This is a genomic window from Planococcus salinarum (genome assembly GCF_007004625.1).
Taxonomy (GTDB): Bacteria; Bacillota; Bacilli; order Bacillales_A; family Planococcaceae; genus Planococcus; species Planococcus salinarum.
In genome coordinates this window covers 42,034-62,021 of record NZ_VIFV01000008.1, presented here as the reverse complement: position 1 = coordinate 62,021, position 19,988 = coordinate 42,034, and the positions used below count along the sequence as shown (strand labels likewise).

At 45.5% G+C, this 19,988-nt stretch carries 21 protein-coding genes; 10 read left to right on the top strand and 11 right to left on the bottom strand.

Translation table 11 applies throughout. The features are described 5' to 3' along the window. The first annotated feature begins 81 nt into the window (after positions 1-81). On the top strand, positions 82-1,446 hold the full coding sequence (locus DIJ65_RS06725) for an aspartate kinase (protein ID WP_117300345.1): 1,365 nt from the start codon (positions 82-84) through the stop codon (positions 1,444-1,446). 248 nt (positions 1,447-1,694) lie between these two features. On the opposite strand, the gene DIJ65_RS06720 is transcribed toward DIJ65_RS06725, so the two are convergent. The 4 genes from DIJ65_RS06720 to DIJ65_RS06705 form a co-directional block, all read right to left on the bottom strand. Beyond that, positions 1,695-2,348, bottom strand: coding sequence for a hypothetical protein (locus DIJ65_RS06720; RefSeq protein ID WP_117300347.1), 654 nt, complete (start codon positions 2,346-2,348; stop codon positions 1,695-1,697). Positions 2,349-2,519: 171 nt separating this feature from the next. Next, the gene (locus DIJ65_RS06715) at positions 2,520-4,061 is read right to left on the bottom strand and encodes an outer membrane protein assembly factor BamB family protein (protein ID WP_230321298.1); all 1,542 of its coding nucleotides are present in this window, start codon (positions 4,059-4,061) and stop codon (positions 2,520-2,522) included. A gap of 324 nt (positions 4,062-4,385) precedes the next feature. Next, positions 4,386-4,772, bottom strand: a complete 387-nt coding sequence (locus DIJ65_RS06710; protein WP_117300349.1) for a hypothetical protein — start codon at positions 4,770-4,772, stop codon at positions 4,386-4,388. A 156-nt stretch (positions 4,773-4,928) separates the two neighbouring features. Further along, a complete protein-coding gene (locus DIJ65_RS06705; RefSeq protein ID WP_117300351.1) occupies positions 4,929-5,129 on the bottom strand; it encodes a hypothetical protein in 201 nt (66 codons plus the stop codon). Positions 5,130-5,588: 459 nt separating this feature from the next. Between DIJ65_RS06705 and DIJ65_RS06700 the strand changes: the two genes are divergently transcribed. Next, the gene (locus DIJ65_RS06700; RefSeq protein WP_117300353.1) at positions 5,589-6,041 is read left to right on the top strand and encodes an OsmC family protein; all 453 of its coding nucleotides are present in this window, start codon (positions 5,589-5,591) and stop codon (positions 6,039-6,041) included. A gap of 296 nt (positions 6,042-6,337) precedes the next feature. On the opposite strand, the gene DIJ65_RS06695 is transcribed toward DIJ65_RS06700, so the two are convergent. Then, entirely contained in the window at positions 6,338-6,697 is a 360-nt protein-coding gene (locus DIJ65_RS06695; RefSeq protein WP_117300355.1) for a SpoIIAA family protein, read from the bottom strand. 292 nt (positions 6,698-6,989) lie between these two features. On the opposite strand from DIJ65_RS06695, the gene DIJ65_RS06690 reads away from it, so the two are divergent. From DIJ65_RS06690 to DIJ65_RS06680, 3 genes are all read left to right on the top strand, one after another. Beyond that, positions 6,990-8,531, top strand: coding sequence for an FAD-dependent oxidoreductase (locus DIJ65_RS06690; protein WP_117300357.1), 1,542 nt, complete (start codon positions 6,990-6,992; stop codon positions 8,529-8,531). 695 nt (positions 8,532-9,226) lie between these two features. Next, positions 9,227-10,594, top strand: coding sequence for a tetratricopeptide repeat protein (locus tag DIJ65_RS06685; protein ID WP_117300359.1), 1,368 nt, complete (start codon positions 9,227-9,229; stop codon positions 10,592-10,594). A gap of 27 nt (positions 10,595-10,621) precedes the next feature. After that, a complete protein-coding gene (locus DIJ65_RS06680) occupies positions 10,622-10,963 on the top strand; it encodes a hypothetical protein (protein WP_142836478.1) in 342 nt (113 codons plus the stop codon). A 220-nt stretch (positions 10,964-11,183) separates the two neighbouring features. On the opposite strand, the gene DIJ65_RS06675 is transcribed toward DIJ65_RS06680, so the two are convergent. The 4 genes from DIJ65_RS06675 to DIJ65_RS06660 all read right to left on the bottom strand — a co-directional run bounded on the left by DIJ65_RS06675 (position 11,184) and on the right by DIJ65_RS06660 (position 14,940). After that, positions 11,184-12,056 carry a glycerophosphodiester phosphodiesterase gene (locus DIJ65_RS06675; protein ID WP_117300361.1) on the bottom strand — a complete coding sequence of 291 codons (873 nt, stop codon included), beginning with the start codon at positions 12,054-12,056 and terminating at the stop codon, positions 11,184-11,186. A 147-nt stretch (positions 12,057-12,203) separates the two neighbouring features. Beyond that, positions 12,204-13,367, bottom strand: a complete 1,164-nt coding sequence (locus tag DIJ65_RS06670) for a S8 family peptidase (RefSeq protein WP_117300363.1) — start codon at positions 13,365-13,367, stop codon at positions 12,204-12,206. A gap of 333 nt (positions 13,368-13,700) precedes the next feature. Further along, positions 13,701-14,414 (bottom strand): hypothetical protein, encoded by a 714-nt coding sequence (locus tag DIJ65_RS06665; protein WP_117300365.1) that lies wholly within the window; start codon positions 14,412-14,414, stop codon positions 13,701-13,703. A gap of 52 nt (positions 14,415-14,466) precedes the next feature. After that, the gene (locus DIJ65_RS06660; protein ID WP_117300367.1) at positions 14,467-14,940 is read right to left on the bottom strand and encodes a ParB N-terminal domain-containing protein; all 474 of its coding nucleotides are present in this window, start codon (positions 14,938-14,940) and stop codon (positions 14,467-14,469) included. Positions 14,941-14,997: 57 nt separating this feature from the next. On the opposite strand from DIJ65_RS06660, the gene DIJ65_RS06655 reads away from it, so the two are divergent. The 5 genes from DIJ65_RS06655 (at position 14,998) to DIJ65_RS06640 (ending at position 19,137) form a co-directional block, all read left to right on the top strand. Continuing rightward, a complete protein-coding gene (locus DIJ65_RS06655) occupies positions 14,998-16,647 on the top strand; it encodes a YifB family Mg chelatase-like AAA ATPase (RefSeq protein WP_142836477.1) in 1,650 nt (549 codons plus the stop codon). 6 nt (positions 16,648-16,653) lie between these two features. Further along, positions 16,654-16,812 (top strand): hypothetical protein, encoded by a 159-nt coding sequence (locus DIJ65_RS16535; protein WP_230321299.1) that lies wholly within the window; start codon positions 16,654-16,656, stop codon positions 16,810-16,812. A 6-nt stretch (positions 16,813-16,818) separates the two neighbouring features. Beyond that, on the top strand, positions 16,819-17,259 hold the full coding sequence (locus DIJ65_RS06650; protein ID WP_230321300.1) for a transposase: 441 nt from the start codon (positions 16,819-16,821) through the stop codon (positions 17,257-17,259). Between the two features lie 199 nt (positions 17,260-17,458). After that, on the top strand, positions 17,459-17,713 hold the full coding sequence (locus tag DIJ65_RS06645) for an AbrB/MazE/SpoVT family DNA-binding domain-containing protein (protein ID WP_117300371.1): 255 nt from the start codon (positions 17,459-17,461) through the stop codon (positions 17,711-17,713). A gap of 320 nt (positions 17,714-18,033) precedes the next feature. Beyond that, on the top strand, positions 18,034-19,137 hold the full coding sequence (locus DIJ65_RS06640; RefSeq protein WP_142836476.1) for a Fic family protein: 1,104 nt from the start codon (positions 18,034-18,036) through the stop codon (positions 19,135-19,137). Positions 19,138-19,425: 288 nt separating this feature from the next. On the opposite strand, the gene DIJ65_RS06635 is transcribed toward DIJ65_RS06640, so the two are convergent. Beyond that, positions 19,426-19,689 (bottom strand): type II toxin-antitoxin system RelE family toxin, encoded by a 264-nt coding sequence (locus tag DIJ65_RS06635; protein WP_117300375.1) that lies wholly within the window; start codon positions 19,687-19,689, stop codon positions 19,426-19,428. 6 nt (positions 19,690-19,695) lie between these two features. Further along, positions 19,696-19,908 (bottom strand): type II toxin-antitoxin system RelB family antitoxin, encoded by a 213-nt coding sequence (relB, locus tag DIJ65_RS06630; protein WP_117300377.1) that lies wholly within the window; start codon positions 19,906-19,908, stop codon positions 19,696-19,698. Positions 19,909-19,988: the final 80 nt, after the last annotated feature.

Below are 19,988 nucleotides of genomic sequence, written 5' to 3'. Positions count from 1 at the left end.
TTTTCTCATAAGGACATTATAGTATTATCTTTAAGTTAAAACAACCTTTAATCTAATTTTGAACAGATGGGACTTGATCAGATGAAAGTTTGTAAATTCGGCGGAACTTCCGTAGCAAGTGCGCAGCAAATAAAAAAAGTGACAGCAATTATCCAAAGCGATCCAAGCCGCCGAATTGTCGTCGTGTCCGCTCCCGGCAAGAGGTTCAGCGGGGACGTCAAAGTTACCGACCTGCTCATCGAGCTTGCCCACAAGGCACTGGCTGGTGACAGCGTCGAAGCACTGTTGGCAACAGTCGTGGAGCGATACGCCCAACTGGCAGAAGAGTTGAATCTGGGCAACGCCATTGTGGATCTCATCACACAGGATCTTTGGAGCCGGTTATCGGCTGATAAAGGCTACAAGGAGTTGTACATGGACCGCATTAAAGCAAGTGGGGAAGACAATTCAGCGAAACTGATTTCCGCTTATTTCGTTTCTGTCGGGTTGCCCGCCGAGTATCGGAATCCATGGGATGCGGGATTGCTCGTCAATGACTTGCCGGGCCGCGCCCAGGCGCTGCCGGAATCGTACAGCCGCCTTTCCTCTCTGCAGGATGCGGACGGGATCAGTGTATTCCCCGGATTTTTCGGCTATACGCGAGACGGGGTGCTGCGGACGTTTGAACGCGGCGGATCTGACATCACCGGCGCCATTATAGCAGCTTCTGTGAAAGCGGAACTGTATGAAAATTTTACTGACGTCGACTGTGTGTTTGCCGCCAACCCCACTGTCATAGAAAATCCGGCTGAAATCGCACAGATGACGTATCGGGAAATGCGTGAACTGTCCTATGCCGGATTTGCAGTTTTTCATGACGAAGCCTTAATGCCCGCCTTTAAAGAAGCCATTCCTGTCTGCGTCAAAAACACGAATCACCCGGCTGCTGCCGGTACGATGATTGTGCGAGAGCGCGATTCCAGCGAACGGCCGGTCACCGGCATTTCAGCCGACAGCGGATTTTCCACTCTGTATGTCAGCAAGTATTTGATGAACCGGGAAATCGGTTTTGGACGGAAGCTGCTGCAGATTTTGGAAGATGACGACGTTTCGTACGAACACATTCCGTCCGGCATCGATAATCTATCGGTCATCATCCGCAGCCATCAGCTGACTCCCGCGAAAGAAGCCCGCATCATCCAGCGCATCAAAGACGAATTGCAGGCGGATGACATCCACATTCGCAGCGATTTTTCCATGGTCGTGCTGGTTGGCGAAGGCATGAATAATACAACGGGTCTGGCAGCACGGGCTGCCGGCGCAATTGCCCGGACCGGTGCCAATATCGAAATGATCAACCAGGGGTCATCCGAAGTCAGCCTGGTGTTCGGCGTCCTGAAACATGACGAGACCAAAATCCTAAAGGAATTGTACCGGGAGTTTTTTGAACCTGCCTTGGTTCGATAAAACCACGGGGCTCCATGAGTCGTTTGTTGTTCCGAGGGAACGGCGTGATTCAGGACAATCCCGTTAGCAGCATTAAAAGCAACACTCCATCGCCTTGAACTTCTTGTTCAGGAGGTGGAGTTTTTTTGTATGCAGTTGTTGTGAATGGACTGAATCGTCTACTATTTACTTTTCTGGATAAATATAAAGAAGCTGCCTCCAGAAACTTGTATAGTTTCTGGAGGCAGCTTTTTGATGGTGCAATTTTATTACGCAGATTCCTGAAGGGCGCTGTGTGCATTCAGTTTCCCTCGGTATTTTTTGCCGACTGCGTTTCCAATCAACGCGAATAACAATACACCGACCAACACAACAGTAGTTTCGATTGGACCAAAATATCCATAAGATGTCAGCGTGTTATCCACCCAGCGAGATGCGATCACTGCACCGTAAGCAAAGAGAAATCCGCCTGCAGCGCCGGCAACAGTTCCTGCCAGACTAAACCGTTTTGTATCATGCTTAATGAAAAACAGACCCACCAGCATAAATATGAAGGCGCTCATGTCGAGATAGCCATAAATCCATGGATTGTCCCCACTTGTCGCTTGCGTCCATGAAGCGACGTGCTGGACCAATCGGGTGAACCAGAATCCGAATCCTACACCTAGCAGCAAACCAAGCATGTTCAGCCGCTTGTAAAAAATCAGGAAGATGACGAATAATATTGGAATCGCCAGCAATGCTGCGTAACCCGCAAGTATGAGAACGAACAAACCATCTCCGAAATCTCCAGGTGCCGATGGAGGAAGTTGCGCAATCTCCATCGCATAAAAAATATTGGCTCCAAAAATTGCTAAAAAAATACTAATCCCTGCCAGTCCGGCAGCTGTTGCTGAAATCAAGATACGTATAAGCCAAGCCATCGTGTTCCCCCTATTTCCGTTGTTTTCACACACTCAATTACCTTATTATTACATATAAGTATTTTTATATCTACACATAATAATACATGAAGATTCCGCTCCAATACTGGATTTGACGGATTCTTGATACAAGGTTTCCGTGTAACTGGTATTGTGTCTGACACAGGGAAGCTATTTTTCAGAGCGCGAATTATCATTTTTAATTTTTTTCGTTTTTCTCAGTCTCGTAATAACCAAAATGATTAATACGATAGTAAATACGAGAACCAGTATCGGAATTATATAGATAAAAAAGATATAGGAGAAATCAGACCCGGAGCTCTCATTGCTTGTCCTGGATTGCTCCTGGCCCTCTTCATTTGATCCAATAATGTCACTGGTTGGCAACACATAGACATTTGAATCCTGGCCCCCGACAATCAGATGGTCATTCATTATTACCGGACCCGAGGGTGCCAATGTGCCGCCTAAATGTTTTTTCCCCACCAATTCCCCATTATCAGCATTAAACGCATAGACAAAGCCTTTGGCATCCGTAAAGTAAACAATCCCTCCATCCGCGACTGGTGGCGCCTTGTTGACATTGCTCTCATGGGTCCATAACTTTTCTCCAGTTTCAGCATCGTGTGCATAGAAAGATTTCGTAATCGGACTTCCGACAAATATTTTGCCGTCGTATACGATGGGAGCACCCGATTTGTTGTTGGGAACCATCAGCCCCATCCCCAGCTTCTCTTCCCAGACAACTTCACCGGTATCCCTATCCATCGCATAAATAAAGTGATTTTGTAATACTTCCGCGGGTTCATTGATCAGATCTCCGATGATCAATTGGAAACTGTGCTTATAAGTCGTCATAACCCCACTGCGATTATAGATTTCCCTTACACTTGTTTTTTCATCCGACTCCACCAGCGCTGTCGTTATGACTAAATTATCATGAATGGCTGGAGGGACATCATCCAAACCGGCAGTTACGTTCTCTAATTCAGTCTGCCATACCAGTTCCCGCTCCGCTAAATCGACAGCAGAAAATGTATAAGGCCGCGGGCTTCCTGCACCCACATATAATATTCCATCCTTTATATTTGGCGAAGACATACTGACCGTATGACCTATTTCCAACTTCCACTTTTCATCACCAGTATCCGGATCAATTGCATACAGGTGTCTATCACCGGTCGTAATATAAACCGTGTTGTCAAAAAATGCAGGTGTCGGCATTACTTCGCCTTCTGTTTCAAAAGTCCATAGGATCTCCCCGGATTCCGGATCAAGACTTACCAGTCCACTTTTACCTGTACCTCTCGTCCCGCCTGCTTGAAAGTAACGGTTTCCGAACCCCACAAATAATTGATCGTTGGCATGGATAATTTCTGAATGGATCCAATTCGGCGCTTGTGCCTGCCAATTCATTTCTTCATTAACCAAATCATACGAATAAATATCTCCCGTATTATGGTTCCCTATAAAAACATTGTTTCCAACAATAACAGGCGTTGAGCGGACCTCATCATTTGTATCGATGGTTTCTTCCATGACTCCATCAAAATCACTGTGATAAACCGGATTATTTTCAGAATTCAATCTGTACTGGTGCCACTCAGATGGACCGAAATCCTCAGCAAAAGCAGGAGCCATACAACTTACAGAGATCATTATTATCATCCATACCAGAAAACCAACCTTGGAAGTTCCAGAAAATCGATTCATGTACACTTCCTCCCAGTTTATAGATTTTAATGGTGTTTGACTGATATTTCTTGTATACCCGAAAAACAGTGGATCTGTGTGTTGTCATCCATCTATTTAATTATAGTCGGGACGCAGTTCCCAGATTGTCCCTGCATTCCATTTTCCAGCAGTTCCCAGATTGTCCCTGTGTCCCAAACATTTATGAATATTTGCACCAAAACATGAAAATACATGAAGAATTCACTCCATTGCTGGATTTCCTGAATTCTTCATGCACTTTTTTTGAATAAATGGAATTGTGTGGGACACAGGGAGACGATTGTATTTCCCCAGCCCCCGCTCTCACCAGCAAGCCTGATAATAGAAATGTACCCGTTTAGATTTAGGAGAGCTGAGCAGCCATTCCAATTGTGAAATCGTATTCCTCAGTTCCCAATAATAGTGATCATCATATTCGGTCGAGCCAAAGAACGGGCCCGGCATCGTCGGCAGGAGCTTCGAAGCCTCCAGCCAGTCGCTGTCATGCGCTGCCGTACACAATTCCAACAGCTCCATCAGCTTTTCCCGCGACACCGGGTACTCCCCCCACTCATCAATGCCTCCCTGAATTTCTGTCACAAACCAGCCGTGTATGGCATTCGCCTTCCGCCAGTCAATCCAATGCTCCCGATCCTTGTACTCCCTCTTTTCAACCTCTTGATAACTGTACAAATACATATCCAACCCCATCCGCACTTCCTCCTTTTTCTTTTTAAAATTTCGAACAAAAAAAGACTGCCCCCAACGCGAATACATCATTCCCTATCGATGGGGGTAGACAATGTATCAGTGTTAGAGGCAATCGGTGGTATCTGCATAAGCTATAGTTTTATCATAGCAGAAATCTCAGAGAAAGAAGAGATTTTTTCGTTGCAATAAATACCAAAACTTTTCCTGTAAATGGCTCAATCTCAAGTCACTGCAATAATGGTCAAAGCGGTTTGGCAGGAAGTTTTCCACCCGGCTTCCCGGCCGTTCGTCCGACAGGAAATAAACGGTCTCGTCCCGAATCCATTTGTACTCTTCCAAGCTGTTTAACTTCTCCACCTGCCCACCCCTTTTCAGTTGGCTGCCGCAGCAAGTAATTTTATCGATTCCTGTGTTGCTATGCTTTCAGAATTGCACATTCCAAACTCAATGATAATTGGATTTTCCCTGTGTTGCATTCAATTGTCGTGTATTGTCAAAAACGTTTAGAATTGCTTCTTTCCCTGGGGGCGAATTGATGGGAATAAAAGCGGATATCCGCGCTCAGGAAATTATATCCGCGTTCGCCTAAAGTTTCTGCCCCTAGATACCAGGAAAAATATAAAGAAGCTGCCACCGAAAACCTTTGGGGTTTCTGGAGGCAGCTTTTTTGGATGCGATTGTCATGAATGGACTGAATCGTTTTTGACACAGGCGTACGATTTCCTGACTCTTTTTCTACGTCTAAGTAATTTTACAACTTTAAATTATTCATCTATAATTAGCCTTTTGAGTTTACAGCGGAATAGGAGTGTTGAAATGACAACAAAACAATTGGTAAGAATGGAAACACGCGGAACCTGGGAAGGGAATTTAAAAACTTCTATCTATGCCCGGGAGTTTTCGCCTTTTATCATTGATGAACCGAAACATTTGGGAAGCACCAATGAAGGGCCAAATCCACTTGAATACTTATTAGGTGGACTGACAGGCTGCACATCCGTCATGATTGGCCTGATCGCTAAGGAGCAGAACTTTTCCTATCAAGGCATCGAGTTTAAAAACAGCGGCATAATCGATGCACGCGGCATGCGAGGCGTTGAAGGAGTCTCTACTTATTTCCAAACCGTCAGTTTTGAGGCGATTTTTTCAACAGATGAAAGCGATGAACGACTAGGAGCATTAAAAGCAGAAGTAGAAAGAAGATGCCCTATCCATAATCTAATTGTTGATGCGGGTGTAGCGATTGATTCTAAATGGTATAAAAATTAAAAATCTTCTCCTTCTACACGAAACGAGAAAGAACCATTATGATTACATACTCTTATAAACCAAATGGAGAGAAGAGGCGCTTTATCCAGGCGCCTCTTCTCTCCATTTTTATTCAATAATTTAGCGACTGTTTCTTTAGTTTTCGTTCCCAGGGAGCGGCTCAAAAATCCATTCCCCTAACCATCTGTTCGCGGGGATGGATTTTCTGCTGCATACAATAGCCGTTTATATTCAGAATTCTGCAGAATGTTTTCTTTCCCTGAGACGCAAATTATTTGCGAAAATTTTTTCCTTGGTCATCCTGATTTTATCCATTCCCAGGCTTCGGCCGCTTCATCCATCCGAAAATGCTTTGCTTCAATACCAGGCAGAACATCACCCGCGTCTGTCATTTTCTCCAGCCAATTCTTGTCGCTGACTACCGCCATTTTATTGTACTGGCCCCACCGTTTCATATCGACTTTCGCCTCTTCCATCAGCGCTTTTGGCGTTGCGCCGTCAACTTCGTGGACAATCACATACAGATTGAACTTCTCCTTATCCGGGAATCTTTTCTTGATCTCCTGCTCCACTTTCACCAGGTCTTCCTTTTCTGCTTTCCCTTCAAACTCCATGGCGATTGTATTCGGGTCCTGACTTGGAATAAAAGACAGCATTTCTTCTCCTCCTTCAGTATGGCTCCATTTACCCTTCCTGTTCCCTTTCGGCTTTTATTTAAACGCAGAATTCCCCAGATTCTTCCTGCGGCCGGTACGACTGCAGTTTCTGTGAAGTTTTGCAAATATTGTTTACAGTAAGCGGCAGCAGGGAAAAAGCACAGTAACTATCAGTCAGTCTCTCTGCTTTGCACAGTTTTGATGATCGGCGTGCGCAAATTTATTTAAGGTAAGCAGAGGGGAGCTGGCAACACGAAGACATGAAAAAAATCATATTCGAGGAGGGTTCTTGATGAGTAACTACCAGGCTGCACACATGCCCGGTGTTTCGGAGTCTTACTGGCTCGATTCCACGGAACTGCCGGCTTTTCCTTCGTTACAGGAAAATCATGAAGCGGATGTCATCATCATCGGCGGCGGAATTTCCGGCATTATGACCGCTTATCTGTTAACCAAGAAAGGCTATCGCATCGCTTTAGTTGAAGGGGGAAGGCTGCTGAATGGCACAACGGGCTATACAACGGCAAAGTTGACTGCCCAGCATGGTCTGATTTACGACCAACTGATCCAAAGTGAAGGGAAAGACACCGCGAAATATTATTATGAAGCGAATGCTGCAGCTATCCAATATGTCAAAACGCTTATCAGCGAAAAAGGAATAGACTGTGACTTTTCTGAAGAGCCGGCATATGTTTTTGCAGAAGATGAAGAACAGCAATACAAAGTTAAAAAAGAAGCGGAAGCTTACCGGGAACTCGGCATTGACGGTGGATTTACAGAAGATATCCCGCTTGATATCCACCATTTGGGGGCAGTCGTCATGAATCAGCAGGCGCAATTCAATCCGGTCAAGTTTCTTAAACCGCTGATTGAGGAAATCACTGCAAAAGGCGGCATGATTTTTGAGAATACGAGGATAAGTGATATCGAGTCGGGGAAGCGGCCGGTTGCCGTAACACAGGAAGAGCGAAGAGTGGAAGGAAATTACCTGGTCGTCTGCTCACATTACCCTTTTTATGATAAAGAAGGTTACTACTATGCACGCTTGAGTCCAAGTCGATCATACAGCATCGCGGCAGAAACAGATAAGGACTTCCCAGGTGGCATGTATATAAACGCCGGCCAGCCTGCCCGTTCCCTCCGTTCCATTCAGGCAGATGGGAAGAAACTGGTTCTGGCAGGCGGCTATGGCCATCCCGTGGGGCATAACCAAAATACTGAAGAAAACTATAACCAGTTGTATCAGTTCATGGACCAGGTTTTTGGCGTCGAACAAGTTCCGTATCGCTGGTCTTCTCAAGATCCGGGTACCCTCGACCAGATTCCCTATATCGGCAAGTATTCAACGGAAACAGAAAACGTATTTGTCGCAACCGGTTACCGGAAATGGGGCATGAGTTCGGGTGTTTTAGCTGGCCAGTTGCTGACAGACTTAATCAGTGGAACAGCCTCAAATTACGAGGAAACGTTCTCTCCTTTACGGCCGATGAAGGAGCCGGATATAAAAAAGCTGACGGAAGAGAGTTTCCACATCGGTAAAATGTTCGCAGAAGGCAAAGCGGAAAACCTGGAGGGCCAGGCCGGTGACTTGCAAACAGATGAAGGGAAAGTCATACAGTTTAATGATCAGCGCGCTGGTGCATACCGCGATCAGCAAGGCAATCTCTATGTTGTCGACACGAGTTGTACCCATATGGGATGCGAGACGCATTGGAATAACGCGGAACGCACATGGGACTGCCCGTGCCACGGCTCCCGCTTTTCCTATGGCGGCGAGGTAGTGGAAGGGCCCGCCACAAAGCCGTTAAAAAAGCTGATGGATGATGAAAATTAAAATTAAATTTTAAAAAACAAAAAGGATGACGGCATCTGTTTAGCTGTTATCCTTTTTGTTGGCTGGAGTTCGAATCGAGGCTGTTAAACGTGTTCCCAAATAGATTTCCAGCAGTTCCCAGATTGTCCCTGTGTCGGAAACAATTATGACTATTTACATTTCTGGATAAATATAGAGAAGCTGCCTCCGAAAGCCTTTGAGGTTTCTGGGGCAACTTCTTTTTCAGTCAATTGTGGTGAATATATTGAATTGTCTTTGGCACAGGGTCGCGATTTGTTTGGCACAGGGTCGCGATTTTCAGCGAATTATATCCGCGTTCACGAGATTATTTCCGCGTTCAGCGATTTATTTCCGCGCTCAGAGAATTATATCCGCGTTCGCCTAATATTTCTTCCCCCTAGATACCAGGAAAAATATAAAGAAGCTATCATCGAAAAACCATTGGGGTTTCTGGAGGCAGCTTCTATTGGACGCGATTTTTGGGGCAAATTCCAAAAGACTACTTTTATAATTTAGGCACAAAGTCACTACACTCATTTTTATAAGGTGACTAATGACATAAAAAATAGGCTGTTATACTGGATAATTTTAGTGAATAGGTTTCTATTAGATGGTATAATATTTAAGGCAATAAAGATTAAGGGACCCGAAGAGATAGAGAAAGTGGTTTGTAATTACAAGGGGGAAGTCATCTAATGACTATGCTGCGTGAAATTTCTTCAAGTACTACTACATACACTAGTAAAGGAGCTGATGAATACAAATCAAAACTCGACAATTACGGCAGAGGTTTAAGAGTAAAGTATCATCGTATTGAACAAGGATTAACATTAAAAGAAGTTGCTGCAGGAAACCTGTCGCAAGAAAATTTACGACTAGCCGAAATGGAGCAATTCCCGTTGGAGGACAAAGTGTATAAAAAGCTCTGTCTTCGATTAGGAATCCCGTTGGATCCTTTCGTACTGCCTTTAGTGGAAACGGGTATTTTAGAGTTGAAGTCATTGCTGACGCATATTAAGAACCGCTCTAAAATGATTGAAGCATTCGATAATGTTCAAAATCAAAAAAAAGATCATTTGAAGGAAATTTACCGCATTGAGTTATTGATACATACAATCCGATACTACGTCGTTACTGGTGATGTAAGTGCCGCTTTGGAAACATATGAAAAGGCTTGTAAGTTTAAAGATCTGATGAATAGTCAACAGTTGTTCTTCCTAAACAAATACAGAGGAAACATTTGTTACTCGGAAGGCAATTACCTCGAGGCACTGAATATTTACAAAGGCTGTTTGACATCTGCTCCTTTAGATCTGCCTTCACCTGAAATGGCTGACCTGCTTTATACGTTGGGCATTACATCCGGTCACCTTGTAGAACCACTTGATGCAGTAAGTTATGCGGGAAAAGCTCTTGAATTGTATCAAAATATGTTCTATCCAAAGAGAATAGCAGAATGTCACATTTGTATTGGTTTAGCGGAACATAAAACACTTAATTTTAAAAATGGATTTAATCATATGCAGAAAGCCGCGATGATAGTTGAAGAGGTTCACCTGCCAGAACTGGAGTTTCTAATCGAGTACAACTTGGGTTATTTTTACTTTCAATTCCAAGATTTTGAATCGACAATCCGTCATGTGGAAAAGTGTTTGAAAACGATCGAATCGGGCAGCATAATTAACGTAATCCGTTGCTATACAAGCTTGATCAAAGCCAACTTGGAGTTGGGCAGAAAAGATAAAGCCTTGAAATGGTGCGAAGTCGGTACGCAGACTACGTTTGAAATGGAAGAAAGCACTTTATCCAATAAAGTCGTCGCTGATGTATTCAATCAATTCCATTTAATGAAGTCTTTGATATACGAGAACCATGAGCGCTTTGAATATCTTGCGGAGATGGAAATCCTTCCTCTTTTTGCTTCCAATGGATATGATACGGAATACGCATACTATTGCACACTGGTGGCTAACTATTATCGCGATGTTGGACAAAAGGAAAAAGCAATGGAGCTATACCGAAAATCCGGAGAAATTTATAGAAAAGTAATTTCTATCAGTTAAATAAAATAAAATGGGGGTACCATCATAATGATAAAAAAAGTCGGGTTAACTTTAGCAGTATTCACATTCGGATTGATCGGCGTTCTAACAGTCGACGGAAATACTTCTTACAAAACTAATAATTCAATTTCAAAAGAAACCGTGGATGCAACAGCAACCGAAACAGCTGTTATCCATCCAAATCCTTGGTCCATCAAATCACAAGTGGCCGTTATTCATCCTAATCCCTGGTCCGTAAAATCACAAGTGGCTGTTATTCATCCTAATCCCTGGTCCGTAAAATCACAAGTGGCTGTTATTCATCCTAATCCCTGGTCCGTAAAATCACAAGTGGCTGTTATTCACCCAAATCCGTGGTCAAAAGCTTAATATAATCAAATTTACGATATACCCGGGCATGCAATCGATTCCCGGGTTTTATATTTGAGTTTTCGTTCCCAGGGAGCGGCTCAATTCATGCCAATTCCGCTTACTGCATAAACATCAAATATCCATTCCCCTGAACCTTCTGTTCGTGGGAATGGATATTCTTTTGCATACAATTGCCGTCTATCTATTTAATATAGTAGGAACGCAAATTAATAATCCCTCATTTTAAACTGCCAACAGCTTCAATATCATTCGTGAAGATACCGTTTGCTCCCCAGGATTTCAGCTTCTCCCCTTCTGCCAGTTCGTCGACAACAAAAAGGTGGACCAATAAACCTGCTTCTTTTGCAGCAGCAATATATGCCTCGTCCGCATTCCTGTAACCAACTCCAATACCGACGGCATACTCCCTATATAACTCAAATGTTTCAGGGGAAGGGATTTCCTGTTCCAGGTCGTCTGTCAATTGTATGAGTGGTATCTCGTCGTCCAATTTGTGAATCGCTTTCAAACTGTCTGCGCTGAACGACTGGATAATTACTTTGCCTTCCGGGAGAGACTCTTCCAGCAATCCATATTGATCGAGCAATTCCATAAGGTTCTCTTCCATTCCATCGTTTTTATCCGGCTGCTTGGTTTCAATGTAATAATTGGTCCTGTCACCGAAAGCCGTAAAGATTTCCTCGAGGGTCGGCACTCCAATGCCAATGTACTCATCTTTCACTCTGTCCGGATTTTCGGCATTAAACCAGGAACCCGCATCCAGTTTTTTAAGATCCGCCAAAGCCATTTCCGCTACTTTTCCACTGCCATCGGTCGTGCGGTCAACAGTATCATCATGGAAGGCAACCAGAACGCCATCTTTTGTCATCTGTAAATCAATTTCAATAAAATCTGCATCCATATCCATCGCCATCTGATAAGATGCCAAAGTATGCTCAGGTGCAATTGCGCTTGCCCCCCGATGAGCAATCAAAACAAAGGAATCTTCATCCAGTAAAGAAGAATGACGATCATTTTGATTAGCATCCTTAAAAATATATACGCCCGCAAGGATCATTACTGCAACTAAAATAATTAACATTTTTTTCATATGATCACCATAATTTATATTATTGAAATGTAAGTTAAATAGCAATGAGAGGTGAATCTCAAAGTGATAATTACAGCTAAGGCTATTCGATATAACCGGCACCACCTAAAATCGGCACATGAATTGTTGCTTTCCCAGGAATGCGGTTTATTCGGAAACGTCCATTGAATCGACCGGATTTTTAGTGGGATACTTCCCGAAAGCGGGTTCCATATAAGGCTTCGCCTGTATCAAACCGGCCCCGTAGACCGGATCGGTACCCGGGGCTCCGAGGTCGATCGCATTTTTACCGAGAAGGCTTTTAACCTGATCGTTGGTCAAGCCCGGATAGGCTTCTTTGACCAGCGCAGCCTGACCGACTACGAAAGGCGCAGCCATTGAAGTGCCGTCCATATCCATATATGTGCCACCAAGAAAAGTGCTTGTGATCGTAACCCCTGGGGCAGCCAAGTCGACTGCTGGGCCGGCAGATGAAAAGTAAGCACGCTCTGAAAGGTTATCGACAGCCGAAACAGCAATTACTTCCTCATATCTTGCCGGGTATTCAACAGAATCAGCCGTTGGATCAGCCTGTCCTGCATTTCCGGCAGCCGCGATGATTAAAATATTGTCAGCCGCCGCTTTACGGATGACATGTTGAAACAACTCAGAATCTTCTGCTGTACCAAGACTCATGTTTATGATATCCATTTCATTGGAAATCGCCCAGTCGATTCCGCTGATGACATCCGATAAAAATCCCGTATTGTCTTGACCAAATACTCTGATGGCATACAGCTCCGATTCAGGGGCAACTCCGACAATGCCGATTGAGTTATCAAGTGCTCCGATTATTCCCGCTACATGTGTGCCGTGGCCATTAACATCGTAATAAGATGGACTGTCACCCACAATTGAAACTCCCCCGGCAATTTTCAAGTCCGGGTGTGGCGAAATTCCCGAATCAATCACCCCGATTTTGACACCTTTTCCGGTATAGCCTGATTCCCAGCTCACAGGTGTGTGGATATGCGGTATGCCCCAACCGGGCAATTGAGCTTTGCCGGCAATAAATTGATCCTTTTCGACCAGCTCTACCCCATGCTGTGTGGAAAGCTTCGCTAAAGTCTCTTCGCTGCCTTTGATATAAACCGCCGAAACATTGTCGTAGTATTCAATGACCTCTGCGCCTGTCCCGTTCAGTAACTCGGGCGAAGCCCCTTCTTCCAGGATTACGAGGGCACGCTGTAAATCCTGATTTTCAGCCGTGACCGTAAAAGAGAATCCGAAAATGGCAATAAACACAGTCAGCAAAGCAGTCAATTTTTTCATGGCATTACCCCATTTCTTTAAATTTCTAATTCTTCCAGACCTTATTAGTTATTAATATTTTGATTATTTTAATAATTAATGAACAAAAGATAACATACTTCCGAATTGCTAGTCAGTGTTAATAGACCTAACTAAGCGAATTATTAGTTTTTCGTTCCCAGGGAGCGGCTCAATTTATGAGAATTCCACTTTCTGCATAAATATCAAAAATCCATTCCCCTGAACCTTCGGTTCGCGGGAATGGATTTTCTTCTGCATAAAATTATCGTTTATATTCAGAATTCTGTAGAATTGTTTCGTTCCCAGGGAGGCGAATTTCCACCTCCGCAGAGGCTACTCCCTATTCGTATCATCCGCCTGATTATCAATCCTTGTAGCGGCATCGCACTCGATACATTCCAGAAAATCATGTGCCAGCAGGGCGTCGATCAGTTCACGACTGCCCCCGACCAATGAGAAATCCAGGTCGTAATCGGTGTAGAGACACCATGCTTTATCCGCCGGCCACCAATACGTGGGCGTTCCGCGCAGGCCTGCGCGCTTTGGCAGCTCCAGGACTTCTGCCAATTCACCCCGAAACAGTGTGTCGATGTAGTCTTCCGTCTTCAAAAGACCATATAGAAAATAGCAGCTATCCTCTCTGATGAACTGCTGCAGCAGCCGAACGAGCGCCTGCAGGGTCTCTGGCTCGATGTCCCCTTCCTCGCCTGTAATCAGATAACGGGGATAGCCGTTCAGCTTAAGCCTAATTGACGCCGATGAAAGCTCTTTCGAAAATTCAAGGCCATACTTTTCAGCGAGCTCCATCAGCCTGAGCCGTTCACCAAGCTGAATTTCAATTGGTTGATCCGGAGGGAATTCGCTCCACAGGAGATGCTCATCTGTAATTTGCGGATCCCGAAACAACGGATGCATGACCTTGCAATAATGGTCAAAACGGTTGGGCAAGAAGTTTTCGACCCGGCTTCCCGGCCGTTCATCCGACAGGAAATAGACGGTCTCGTCCCGAATCCATTGGTACTCTTCCAAGCTGTTTAGCTTCTCCACCTGTCCACCCCTTTTCATAGATATCGCCTCACATCCAAGGCTTAGTGTTGAATCAAACCTCTACTTCCCCAACCACACCCCATCGCCCTTTATCTCTCTTGAAATCTTTCAATTTGCCGTTCCAATAACCCACATACCGCTCGTCCATATCTTTAGAAGTGAAGAATTGCCGGTGCTGCTCCTGGGTCAGGTAATAGGCCGGCAATTCCTTTACACCCAAGCGCCTCGCTTTGGCCACGCGGTGGTTGCCGTCGATCAGCCGGAAAAATTCCGGCCGCATCCGCACCATGATGAGCGGTTTTGTTAAATCCGCCTGCGGGATGAACTCTTCATCCAGGTTCGATGAATCCGCCAGGGGCCCCGGTGCCCCGACTTGCACCACGGATAACTCCACCTGCCCCGGATTCTCTTCAATCCACGCAGCCGCTTTGGAAATGTGCCAGTTGAACGGGAAGCCGCCGAGCATTTCGTCTCCCGGGACCGGCAGGCAGGGAATAAAATCGGGATTCGCTTTCATTTTTTTCATTTTGCGTACCTCGCTTTTCACTTTCGATGTTTTTAGAATAGCATATCTTGGGATTGGGTGGAGAATCGCTATGTTGTCCAATGCCTCGAATGTTATCAGATTATTGAGACAATATCAGTTTCTTCTATTATACTTAAGAAGTACGCAACTACTCATTGGAAAAGAGGGATTCTCATAAGCAATTACATTTACAGTGTCGGCATGTCCGGGCTCGCCGGGCAGATTATTCAGGTCGAGGCGACGGTACGTGAGGACAAGGAGTCGTGTGTCATCATCGGCTTGCCGGACACGTCGATCAAGGAGTCGCGGGAGCGGATACTCAATTGTCTGCACACACTCGGCAAGGATATTGATATGAAGAAGATTACGATTCACTTGTCGCCGGCGGATGTCCGGAAACAAGGTACTTCGTATGATGCGGCGATGTTGCTTGCGGTGCTGCAGGCGATGGAGAAACACCCGGTGAAAATTCCAGAGAAGACCTGTTTTATTGCAGCACTGACGCTGGACGGTCATTTGACGACGTTTCACAGCATGATTCCAACCATTCATCAGGCGATTCTTTTAGGATTCAAACGCATTTACATCCCACCCATTGAAATCTCCCTTTTTGCGAAAGCAGCGGATATCGAGTTGATCCGTATGCCGGACATCCCCTCAATACTGGCCCACCTCAGGGGTCAGCCTTCCCTTTTTGATGACGAAATCACCCTTTTGGCACCTGAAACCGTTTATGAAGAAGCCGAGAAAACGCCGCATATCTGCTTTTCGGCGATCCGGGGGCACGCGGATGCCAAGCGCGCGATGCTACTGGCGGCGTCGGGTGGCCATCATGTATTGATGAGCGGTCCGCCGGGCTGCGGCAAGAGTCTTTTGGCGAACGCGTTCCATACGATTCTGCCGGATCTGACGCATGAAGAAGTGCTGGAAGTCTACAGCATCTACCAGCTGGCGAAACAGGCGCGCAGCCTGTCGGAGCGTCCGCCGTTCCGGGCGCCGCACCATTCGTCGTCGGAAGGCGCGATTGTCGGTGGTGGGCGCTACCCGAAACCGGGTGAGATGTCGCTTGCCCACCGCGGTGTTTTATTCCTTGATGAATTGGGCCACTTCCCACGGCGCGTCATCGATACGCTGCGGCAGCCGCTGGAATCCGGATTTGCGGTGGTCAACCGGGTCGAAGGGTCGGACCGCTTTCCGGCGAGCATCAACCTGATCGCCGCGACCAACCCGTGTCCGTGCGGCTATTACGGCGCGCGGGATAAATACTGCGTTTGCAGCGACAAAATCCGTTTGAAATACATGCAGAAAATCACCGGTCCGATTATCGACCGCATTGATTTTGTGCTGGCGTTACGGAGCCAGAGTGTGTTCGAAGAGGTTTCGGCGGCCACTTCGGAAGAACTGCGGGAGACGGTTTCGAAAGCGCGCAACCGACAGCGGATCCGTTATGGGGCCAATTATACGAATGCCATTGTGCCGGTTAAATTGTTCGAGGAAAAGGTTAGGTTTAGTCCTGCGCAACTGGCACGGGTTGAAGCGGCGAGTTTCGAGGAGAATTTGAGCAGCCGGTCGACGATGAAAATTTTGCGGCTGGCGCGGACGATTGCGGATGTGCGGGATGAGGATAACGTGTCGGATGCGGCAGTGGCCGAAGCGCTGGAGTGGAAAATTTCCGCTTCTCGTGCCCACAGTTCGCTGATGCGGTGAAGTCCGATGACGAGACGGCGCGTATTCAATCCGAATTCCTATTACCACGTCATCCTGCGGGGCAATAACCGGCAGCCGATTTTTCGAACAAAAGAAGATATGTTTGAATTGAAACGCGCCTTTCTGCATGTTTATGTGGATTATCCGTTTACGATCCTGGCGTAGTGTTTCATGACGAACCATTACCATATTCTGATCAAGCCGCTGCGGGACCCGCTCCACAAAATCATGAGCCTGGTTAACAGACGCTACAGTTCGTCGTATGCGAAGCGCCACAGCCATATCGGCCGCATCTACCAGAAGCGCTATTTTGCCAAGGAAGTCGATTCCCGGCTGGGGCTTCTCACCGTCAGCAGCTACATCCACCGCAACCCGATCCAGACAAAGGAGCCGATGGTCGAGCGGTTGGAGGACTACCCTTATAGTTCATTTCCACTGTATTGGGACGATACGCTTCCCGCTCCGGCATTTCTGGACCGGAAACTGTTGCGGGAGTTGTTGCCGGAGCCGTTTGAGAAGAACAACACAGCGTATTGCATGTACTGCCTGACGTATGCGCAGAATGCGGAGGAAGACAGGCATGTGGAAGATATGGAGCCGCCGGTGATGTAGGAATAGAGAAATTAGGGGCAGAATGCTGGAGGCAATTGGTGGTTTCCAGCAGTTCCCGGATTGTCTCTGTGAATATAGGAAGTTGTTTTTACCACCATGGCCCGAATTTCTTGCCTGTTAGCGTGAATAGGATATGATTAAGGTAATGTAATGATGATTGAGATTCTTATCGAACCGAGCATCGTTTAGGAGGGTTAAAATGGTCGTTATTAAAAGGCAAATTATTAAAATTGACGACTCTCTCGGATTAACGTTGCCTTCAGATGTATTAAAGGCATTGAATATCAATAACGGAGATGAGGTGGATGTCGTAATGACCGAAAACCACCTTACCATAAAAAAATTACCCAAGACTAGACAGCTGAAGAAAGACTATCCGATTGATTTTTCCGATAATCTGAAAGAAGAAATGGAAGCACACGAAGCAGCTTTAAAAGGGCTTGTTGACCGATAACCAATATGTTTACCCCCAAGAAAAAAAGGAATTGCTGGTTTCCAGCAGTTCCCAGGTTGTCCCTGTGTTGGATACAATTATGACTATTTATATTTCTGGATAAATATAGAGAAGCTGCCACCGAAAACCATTGGGGTTTCTGGAGGCAGCTTCTTTGGCATTCAATTGTCGTGAATAAATTGAATCGTCTTTGACACAGGGGCGCGATTTCTGTTTTCATATCACCAGTTACATTATAAAATGAAGATAAAATATCGTTAATCCGTTATTAAGTGTGTTAGAATAATAAAAATAGAAAAAATAACGTTAGAGGTGATCGTGTGAAACAACCTTATTCTTTACCTATGCTCCCCATTGAATTTGACAGTGAAACAGAATTGTTTTTCTATAAAAAAGTTGTGACGGCTTCTGCCAAGTTGGAGAAGTTAAAGGAGAAACTGCGCTATTCCGTGGTCAATCAATCATTCCTGGAATTGATCACACTGATGGAGTCCGTGCAGTCGACACGGATTGAAGGGACCCAAGTGACGTTCCATGATATGTTGGAGGATCAATTGGATCACCAGGATGATTGGGAAAAGACCGAAGTGAGAAATTACCAGGAAGCGCTGGCCATCGGGATTGAAGCGGTGCAAGCCGGATATCCTTTATCCGAACGGCTGATCCGGCAAATCCATGAAGTGCTCATGAAGAACGCAAGAGGTTCATCCGGTGCTGCCGGGAACTACCGGCGTGTCCAAAATTTCATCGGCCCCACGAACCAATTGAAAGATGCGGCCTATATCCCGCCTGAACCGCAATTGATGGATCAGTACATGACGAATCTGGAACGGTTCATCAACGGCAATCCCTATGCGGAAGAACAGCTGGACGAACTGCATCCACTGATCAAATCAGCCATCATACACGCCCAATTTGAATCCATCCATCCTTTCCTGGATGGCAACGGCCGGTTGGGACGCATCTTGATCGTCCTCTATTTATTGCAGAGCAAACTGATTGAAACGCCTTATTTTTTCTTGAGCGAAGAGTTGGAACGGGAGAAATTCAAATACTACGCGTTGTTAAACGGTGTCCGCGGCATCGGCAAACCCGTTCCCGATTGGAAGTCCTGGATCAGCTTCTTTCTGGATGCCACTATCAAAATGGCTGGCCATCAGTACGATAAATTGAATCAAGCGGAAGAGCTCTACCAGTCCGGTTTGGCGAAATTGGCCCAACCTTCCACGCAAAAAGTGTGGCGCGCAATGTTCAATTCGCCGATTGCGGATGTCAAACAGTTGGAGATGCTGACGGGGCTTGCCCCGGTCACAATCCGCCAAAGCCTGAAGCAGCTCGTTCAGCTGAATATGGTATTTGGAAACGACCGCCAGCGCAACCGCCGTTATTACCTCTATGATTTGATCGGCATCATGAAGGATTAGCCAGCAATGCAAAAGCAGCCCCTCCCATAGACATGGTGAGGGGCTGCTTTTGCATTATTGCTCAAAGGATTTCCAACAGTTCCCAAATCTTCCCTGTGTACGAAACATTTATGACTATTTCAAAATTCTGATAATAATGCGGATACTGAAGCCTGAAACCCTTATCGTTCCTGGCTAGGCTTTGTTGGTATACATTTATCATGAATAATCGAAATTGTTTTTGGCACAGGGGCGCGATTTTCTTAAAAAGCAGATGCAGCCTATTTGAGAAGAGTGCACCTGCTTTGCTTATTCATAAATATCTTTTCGGTGTCCGACATCGATAATGGTAATAATGATTTTTTCGTCTTCAATCAAAGCGAGGATACGGTAATCTCCCACACGGTAACGCCACTTACCCTTGTGGTTTGCAATTAGCGCTTTCCCAAGTTTTCGTGGGTCGCTGGAGTCCTGCAAGTTCTTTTCAATCCAGCCAACCAGGAGAGAGGCTTGGTACCGGTCCATCTTTTTTAGTTTCTTCAAGGCTACATCTGAAAAATGAACAGCATACATCGTCTGTTATAAGCCTAATTCTTTTTTGACATCGTCCAAGGAATGGGTTTTTTCCATATTGGCAAGCACATGGTCAAAATTTTCCACATCAATTTCATCTTCAATTTTTTCGATGGTGGCATTTCGCATCAAGTCCGAAACGGATGTGTTTTTTAGTTTGGCATAATCACGAATCAATTTGCTGTCACGATCATCCACACGCAAAGAAATGGTGGGCATCGGTAAAACCTCCTTCAGTTCTTTGTAATACATTGTATTACAAAGAACCCTGTTTGTAAAATGAAAGATGTCAAATCTCT